The following is a 7684-nucleotide window of genomic DNA, read 5'->3' as shown; positions in this document are numbered from 1 at the left end:
GGGGGCCCCCCGCGGCAACCCCCAGGGTCAGGCGGCGGTCATCGGGGAGCTCGTCCCCCCACCGGGCGTCGGCGCGCCGTAGGTGACGTCCACGTCGCGGTCGCGCAGCGCCTGCACGATGCCGGGGATGGCGCGCTCGGCCAGCGCGGCGATGGTCAGCGCCGGGTTGACCGTCACGCCGGTGGGCACGGCCGAGCCGTCGGTGACGAAGATCCCCGGGTGGCCGCGCAGCTCGTGCCGGTCGTCCAGCGCGGACGTCGCCGGGTCGTCGCCGATCCGGCAGGACGACAGCGGGTGCACCGTGTACGCGCCGACCACGTCGTTGGTCCACGGGGCGCCCTCGGCCAGCCCGTCCTTGCTCAGGATCTCCGCGCACGCGGCGTCCGCCTCGGCCCAGCCGCGCAGCGTCTGCTCGGTGGGGACGTAGCGCAGCGGACCGCGGCCGAGCATCTGCTGGGAGATGCGGAACGCGTTGCCGGCCGGCGGCGGCGGGCCGAACACGCCCTCGTTGTTGTCCTCGGTCATCTGGAAGATGATCAGCCAGTCCTGCCAGCGCTTGAGCATCTCCTTCTTGCGCGGGCCGAACCAGGTCGGGCCGTCGGTCACCCCCGGCGCCTGCGCGAGGATCGTGCCGAGGCCGGGCGGGAAGTACAGCTGCTCCAAGGAGAACCGGCTGAACTCCGGCCGCGCGCCGTCCAGGTAGTCCCAGCAGGCGACGACCGGGCCCTTGCCGATCTGGTAGGCGCCGTAGGCCTTCCCGTTGCGGGACAGCCCGAGCACGTCGCGCACCTTGTCGTCGTTGAGGACGGCGGTGTAGAGCCGTTCGCCGTTGCCGGAGAAGTACCGGCCGACGCCGGGCGGCATGGCGCCGAGGGTGGCCTCGGAGCGCTGCAGGATCGGCGGCGTCGCGCCCGCGCCGGCGGCCACGATGACGATCTTGGCGTCGATCGCCCCGTCCTCGTGGTAGATCCGGTAGTCCTCGTCGTCGACGATCTTGTAGTGCACCCGGTAGCCGCCGTCGTCGGTCCGGGAGATCTGCTGGACCTCGTGCAGCGGCCGGATCTGCGCGCCGTGCGCAAGCGCCCCGGGCAGGTAGTTGAACAGCAGCGACCGCTTGGCGTCGAACCGGCAACCGGCCATCATCCAGTTGCAGTTCACGCATTTGGCGTTGTCGACGCCGACCGGGACGGGGTTGGCGGTGTGTCCGGAGTGGTTGCACGCCGCCGCCCACAGCCCGCCGGCGTAGGTCACGTCGTCCCAGGACTGCTGGGTCACCGGGATCGACTCGGAAACCCGGTCGTACCACGGATCAAGGGTGTCGCGGGTGATCGACGCCGGCCACAGCCGCCGACCGGTGCCACCGGTGCGCTCGAAGATGAACCGCGGCGCGCGGGGCAGCGCGGCGAAGTACACGACGCTGCCGCCACCGACACAGTTCCCGCCGAGCACGCTCATCCCGTCGCCGGCGACGAAGTCGAAGACCCTGGTATAGGACGAACCCAGGAGGTAGTCGTGGTCGAAGTCCTTACCGGACAACCACGGTCCGCGCTCCAGCACGACCACGTTCGCGCCGCCGGCGGCCAGATGGTAGGCGGCGATGGACCCGCCGAAACCGCTGCCGATGACGAGGACATCGGTGCGTTCCGTGGCGCTCATTCGAGGCTCCCTGATGCCGGATCGGTGTTCGGATGGCGCTTGGCCAGCTCCTGGTGGTAGCCGTACTCGGCGAAGCGCCACAGGCCGTCGGGGTCCGGCTTGGCGAAGCCGAGGGCGAGCAGGCCGGGATGACCGTTCTCGATCGCTTCGCCGGTGTGCAGGTGTGGCGCGGTGTCGTAGGCCATGTTGCAGAACAGGGCCAGCAGCACCCAGCCGTCCTTCTCCGGGTGGCCCGGCGCGGTCAGGTTCTGGACAAGGGCGGCCCGGTGGTCGTAGTCGAGCGCCACGAACGGCGGGACGTCCGCGTCGAGCTGCAGCCCGTGCTCGGCGGCGTAGGCGGTGGCGTGGCCGTTGAGCGCGGCGGACAGCGGGGCAAGGCCTTCGGTCACTCCGGTCGCCGGGGTCTCGAGCAGCTCGATCGCCCCGGCCTCAACGGCTCCGGGGTCGTCGCAGACGCCGGCGATGGCCCGGTCGTCGGGGGATCGCTTGGCGCCCGGGATGATCGTGTCCGCGAACGCCTCGAGCGTCATGATCCTGATCTCGTCTTCTGCGCCAGTGCCCGATTCCACAGCGTGCCCTCCAAGACGTGCGCTCGTTCGTTCGCGGCGGTCCTAATCCTCGGAGGGGCATTGCGGTGACCGCATCTTCTGAGTTGCCGTTTTTGTTGACCCGTCAGGGAGTGATGCGATTTGCATAGTGAACACCTCTGCCCGCCCTACGGGGACGGTGGAGTAGGTCTTGATCGCAGTGCAGCCAGTAGTTGCTATGGCGTTGAGCGCGGCGTTCGGGTGGTTGTGCCGACATTACCGGCCACCTACCGTCGATTCGGTTAATGAAATTGTGCGCGCTCCTCGTCGAACGGGGCAAGAGATGGACGAGGTCATCGAAAAAGCCGTCGAGCGGGTCATCCGGGCCATGCATGAGCATCTTGGTGAGCCGATCACCATTGATGACATGGCCCGAACCGCCATGTTCAGCAAGTTCCACTTTTCCCGCATGTTCCAACGAGTCACCGGGATCTCACCCGGCCGCTTCCTGTCCGCGATGCGGCTACAGGAGGCCAAGAAGCTGCTGCTGTCCACCTCGCTGACCGTGGCGGAGATCAGCCACCAGGTCGGCTACAACAGCATCGGCACGTTCAGTTCGCGGTTCCGCAGCAGCGTGGGCGTCTCGCCCACCGAGTACCGGCAGCTCGGCGGCTACACCCACCGGCTGTCCACCCACGTCCCGCGCCGGGACCAGGGCGCGCTTTCGGTGCAGGGCCATGTGTGGCCACCCAACTCCGGTCAACCGGGCCCCATCTTCATCGGCCTGTTTCCAGATCGGATCGTCCAGGGCCGACCGGTACGCTGCACCATCCGGCGCAGCATCGGCCCGTTCACCATCGAGGACGTGCCGGTCGGCTCGTGGCACCTGATGGCACACGCCGCACCGGCCGACTACGACGAGCTGCATCGGGCCGGGGTCGTCGACAACCAGGAGCGCTTCGTCGCCGCCCACGGACCGATCGTCATCCGCCCGGACAGCACCCCGCGTCCGGTCGACCTGTGGCTGCGGCCGCGCTGCATCTTCGACCCACCGGTCCTGCTGGCCCCCCTGGACCTGCGCGCCGTCGCCTACAGCACCGTCGTCTCCGTCATCGGCCACCGCTGGCCCGTCGCCGCGTAAACGTAGGCCACTGGCAGGACTGACAACGAGGTCGTCCTGCCAGAGGCCTTGCCACGGCGGTCCTGCCCAGCAGCCCACATCCGCCACCCGACAACCCACGTGACAGCGCGCGGGATCTTCGGGTCACCGGCGCGATGGTCGACATGGTTTGGGTCGAGAACCTGCACACGCCTACCACCACCGGGCTGTTATGCCGCAGCGTTCGGTAAGACCTTCCGGAGTGGACGGAATCCGCACGCGATGGCCAGGTGTGGCAAGGGGTTTCCGAGGACGCGATGTAGCACACGCTGTCCTGTGAAGGCTTGTCTACCGTGCAGCCAGCGGCGGTTGTCGAGTATGTAGCCCTCGCCGGCCTTCAGTGTGAAGGTGACTGTGTGGCGGTCAATCGCGGCACGCAGGACAGGCAGCCACTGGCTCACGTCGGGCGAGAACTGGGCGAGGTCGTCGAGACGGAGCCGGAGCGCGACCCGGCCGTCTGCCATGTCGGTGAAGATCGCACCGAGGTGGCCGGTCGCACCGCCGAACAGCACCGATCGTGGTGCGCCGAGTGCGCGCAGCGCGTCTGGCTCACTATCAGCGAGATCATCGTAGACGGCCTTACCGTCGGCAAGCGTGCACTCGCCACCGGTGGTAGCCGGTTGCCGGCAACTGGTCATCAGCAGGCCGGGTGGGTGGGCTGCGCTTGAACCGTCTGTGTGCAGGTTGAGCGCGCGTGAAGTGAACCCGACGAATCCGCTGCGCAGGTATCCGGAGCCGAGATCGGTGATCGTTGTTACGCCGTCCGGGTCACTGTCGCGATGTGACACGATCGTCGCGATCGAACGGGCCCGTCGCCACAGGTCCGCCGAGTCTGCGATACCGTCCAGCAAGATCAATCCATGTTCGGCGAGTACGGCTGGAGCCGCATGCTTCTCGGCGTGATGGCGCCGCAACGGGTCGAGCAGCACGAGCATTACCTCCCGGCAATAGGGTGAATACACCCAGCACAGCGGCGCGTCACGGCTACGTCCAGTGACAGATTGTCAACCATGCGTTGCACCCCTCCGGGGGTGGGATGCTACGTTGCCGGTGGATGCGCCAGCGAAACTCGGAGACGCCGACCGATGAACCCAACCGATCACCTGCCGCGCGCCTTTCCCGTTTCGATCAAGGGTGTAGTGGTGCGCGACGGCAGGGTCCTGCTGCTGAAGAACGAGCGTGACGAGTGGGAGTTGCCCGGTGGGCGGATCGAGTGGAACGAGACTCCCGAGCAGTGCGTCGTGCGCGAGATCGCCGAGGAAACACATTGGACGGTGGTCATGGGACCAATCCTCGACGCCTGGATGTACCACATCGAGGCCGCGCAGAAGCACGTGTTCATCGTGACGTACGGCTGCTACCCGGACGGCGAGAGCGAATCAGTGCTGTCTGTCGAGCACAAGGAGATCGGCCTATTCAACGAGCACGAGGTAGCCACGTTGAGGATGCCGGACGGCTACAAGCGCTCGATCGTCAAGTGGTATGCGCGTCTTCGCGCCGATTCTCCGGAACCGGTCGGGTAGACCCATGTTCGGGCGGCGACAATGCGAGCTCTGCGGAGCGGAGCTGAGTAGGTTCGCCCCCGAACCGGTGTGTCCAACCTGCCACGCAAGCGCGACATCCCAGTGGCCGGCGACTTCGGTTCGGCGGCGACCTCAGGCTATGTGGATGTGGACCACGCCAGCGGCGAGTACCGCGCTGAGCAGCCGTGATCTTGCGGCGATCTTGCGCACATATCGCGGGATCAATCGGCTCAGCCAGGAGCAGCTCGCAGATCTGCTTGGCTACGACAAGACCTACATCTCAATGATCGAGACCCGACGTCGGACCATCGGTGACATCGCGACCCGGCGCCACATCGCCCGCACGCTCGGCCTGCCCGTGCATCTGCTCGGTGTAACGGATGGCACCGGCGACGCCGGTTTTACCGCCATGCTCCAATTCGGCGACTCCACCATCCGACTTGCCGAAGTCGCGCGGAAGGCGGGGTGCGCGGTCGACGCGGTCAATGAGTTGTGGCCACTAGTTGCCCGGCTGGAAACACGTGCCGCTGAAGGACTCCTCGAACGGGACGCGCTCATCTTGCTCGGTCAGGGTCGAGCAGCACTCGGCGTCTCGCTCGGCACGGTGCTGCCCGAGGAACGGCTCGCCACTGCTGCGCGATGGACCGGCAAGGCCGTACGGGTGGCCGAACGCCTCGGTGATCACGCGTTCCTTGGTCATGCGCTGCGTATGCACGGCAACGAGTTGCGCAAGGCCAACCACCCGGCGGCGGCACTCGCGCGACTTACGCATGCTGCGGCACTCGCAAATGATCGCGAAGGAGTGGGCACCAGCTACGCCCTACTCGCACGCGCAGCCGGTGACCACGGCTACCCGGATCTATTCGATCACGCTCTAGATTGTTGTCGAAAGCTCATGGACGGCGGCGTCGCGCACGGAATGCTGTTCAATCCGTTCGCTTTCCGTGAGATTTGGTTGCGCGGTCTGATGTCCACTGGACGTGCCACGGCCGCCGTGCGAATCATCCAGACCGACGACAGCGACTGGCGGCCTGTTGCCCCGCAATGGCGTGTCATCGAACGCGTCACCACCGGTGAGGTCCTCCTCACGGCCGGCCAACGTGATGCCGCCGAGGATGCTCTTCGCACCGCCCTCAGTTCGGCCGAGCGCCACCGGCTGCCTCACCAGATTCAACGCGGTATCCGAGCGGCTGCCGCTGGCGGCCTGACCGACATCCGCGACGCGGGGCGGGCCGCCCTGCAAAGACTGAACAATCTGCTCACAGCGGGCGGCCCTCAGCCGGAAACGCCCTGAAGGGTTTGGAGTTGTCCTGTCCGGGCCTAACCGGCGCGTTCCGACCACAGTGGAGCCAGACAGAACGTGATAGCCGGCTCCGGATTGGCTTTGCGCTGGCGCTGCGGAACCGCTGGAGTCGTTACCGGTGTTCTTCGGCCTTTTGCTCCTGCTGAGATGCCCTGGGCTCAGCGTACTGAGTGGACGGTCATGGGGAGGCCGCCGCGGACGCGGAGGGAGAGCATGGGTTCGGCGACGACCTTGTAGCCGGGGACCTTCTCCAACCGTAGCTCACGGGAGAGCATGGCCAGCACGAAGGTGGCCTCCATCAGGCCCAGGTGGTTGCCGACGCAGAATCGGGGGCCGGCGCCGAACGGGATGTAAGCGTAGCGGGGTCGGCCGGTTGGGCGGTCGGGGTCGAAGCGCTCCGGGTCGAACTTGTCCGGAGCGTCCCAGAAGGACGGATGGCGGTGCATGGTGTAGGGGCAGACCATGACGTCGGCGCCGGCGGGGACGTGGTAGCCGGCGACCTCGTCGGGCCCGACGGACCGGCGGGTGAGGATCCACACGGGAGGATAGAGGCGCATCGCCTCGTGCAGGACCATGCTGGTGTAGCGGAGCTTCTGCAGGTCCGGGTAGGACGGGAGGCGGTCGCCGAGCACGGAGACGGCCTCGTCGCGCAGGCGCTCGAGCACGTCGGGGCGACCGTCGATGAGGTGCAGGGCCCAGCCGACGGTGCTGGCGGTCGTCTCGTGGCCGGCCAGCAGCAGGGTGATCAGCTCGTCGCGCATGCGGGTTTCGCCGACGCGGCGGTCCTTCTCCTCCCTGGTGGACTGGATCAGGCGGGTCAGCACGTCGTCGCCCTGCGGGCGCGGGTTGGCAAGGCGCTCGGCGACGAGGGCGTCGACGATGCGGCCGAGGTCCTTGCGGGCGCGGCGGAAGCGGCGCTGGCGGGGGAGGGGGACCCACATGGGAACCAAGCCCATGGACTCCATCTCGAACATCGCCTGGTCCTGCACGGCCTCGAAGGAGTGGCCGATCGAGTCGAACGCGCCGAGGTCGGCGTCGAGCAGGGTTCGGCCGAGCACGCCGAGGGTGAAGACGGTCAGCTCCTCGAGGACGTCGACCGGGCCGGCGCCGGGACGGCTGTAGGCCCGGATCCGGTCGACGAGGTGGGACGCCTCCTCGGCGATCACGCCGGCCAGGCCGGAGATCCGCTTGTTCTGGAACACCGGCTGGATGGTGCGGCGCTGCTTGCGCCACAGCTCGCCCTCGCTGGTGAGCAGTCCGTCGCCGAGCGCGCGCCGGGCTTCGATGTAGCCGATTCCCTTGTGGTAGTTGGCGGCGTTGTCGGCCAGCACGTACTTGGCGCTGTCGGGGTGGTTGAAGAAGTAGAGCGTCTTGGGTCCGATCGCGATCCGGACGGCGTCACCGTATTCCGCCGCGGCCGACGACATGAGCGCCAGCCGGTCCGAGGCGAGCTGCCGGAGCAGCCGGAACGTCGCGCTGCGCGGGGGACCGGGCGGCACCCGGAGCTCTCCGGGTG

General features: G+C 67.7%; 7 protein-coding genes. 3 read left to right on the top strand and 4 right to left on the bottom strand.

The annotated features are described in order from the left end of the window. Positions 1-27: 27 nt before the first annotated feature. Both VGX25_RS26315 and VGX25_RS26310 read right to left on the bottom strand, forming a co-directional pair. Positions 28-1656, bottom strand: a complete 1629-nt coding sequence (locus tag VGX25_RS26315) for a GMC family oxidoreductase (RefSeq protein WP_326920588.1) — start codon at positions 1654-1656, stop codon at positions 28-30. Continuing rightward, on the bottom strand, positions 1653-2186 hold the full coding sequence (locus VGX25_RS26310; RefSeq protein WP_326920587.1) for a DUF5987 family protein: 534 nt from the start codon (positions 2184-2186) through the stop codon (positions 1653-1655). Before VGX25_RS26310 ends, VGX25_RS26315 begins: the two co-directional genes overlap by 4 nt. A 217-nt stretch (positions 2187-2403) precedes the next feature. On the opposite strand from VGX25_RS26310, the gene VGX25_RS26305 reads away from it, so the two are divergent. Then, complete coding sequence (locus VGX25_RS26305; protein ID WP_326920590.1) at positions 2404-3324, top strand: AraC family transcriptional regulator; 921 nt, start codon at positions 2404-2406, stop codon at positions 3322-3324. A 188-nt stretch (positions 3325-3512) separates the two neighbouring features. On the opposite strand, the gene VGX25_RS26300 is transcribed toward VGX25_RS26305, so the two are convergent. Beyond that, entirely contained in the window at positions 3513-4271 is a 759-nt protein-coding gene (locus VGX25_RS26300) for a TauD/TfdA family dioxygenase (protein ID WP_326920586.1), read from the bottom strand. A gap of 156 nt (positions 4272-4427) precedes the next feature. Here VGX25_RS26300 and VGX25_RS26295 point away from each other — a divergent pair, with 156 nt between their 5' ends. Both VGX25_RS26295 and VGX25_RS26290 read left to right on the top strand, forming a co-directional pair. After that, positions 4428-4865, top strand: coding sequence for an NUDIX hydrolase (locus VGX25_RS26295; protein ID WP_326920585.1), 438 nt, complete (start codon positions 4428-4430; stop codon positions 4863-4865). A 145-nt stretch (positions 4866-5010) separates the two neighbouring features. Beyond that, complete coding sequence (locus VGX25_RS26290) at positions 5011-6159, top strand: helix-turn-helix transcriptional regulator (protein WP_326920584.1); 1149 nt, start codon at positions 5011-5013, stop codon at positions 6157-6159. Between the two features lie 167 nt (positions 6160-6326). Here VGX25_RS26290 and VGX25_RS26285 read toward each other — a convergent pair whose 3' ends face one another. Continuing rightward, positions 6327-7667, bottom strand: coding sequence for a cytochrome P450 (locus VGX25_RS26285; protein ID WP_326920589.1), 1341 nt, complete (start codon positions 7665-7667; stop codon positions 6327-6329). Positions 7668-7684: the final 17 nt, after the last annotated feature.

Origin of the sequence: Actinophytocola sp. (assembly GCF_035942955.1) — a bacterium.
Classification (GTDB): domain Bacteria; phylum Actinomycetota; class Actinomycetes; order Mycobacteriales; family Pseudonocardiaceae; genus DASYTH01.
This window is presented reverse-complemented; position numbering and strand designations above follow the sequence as displayed.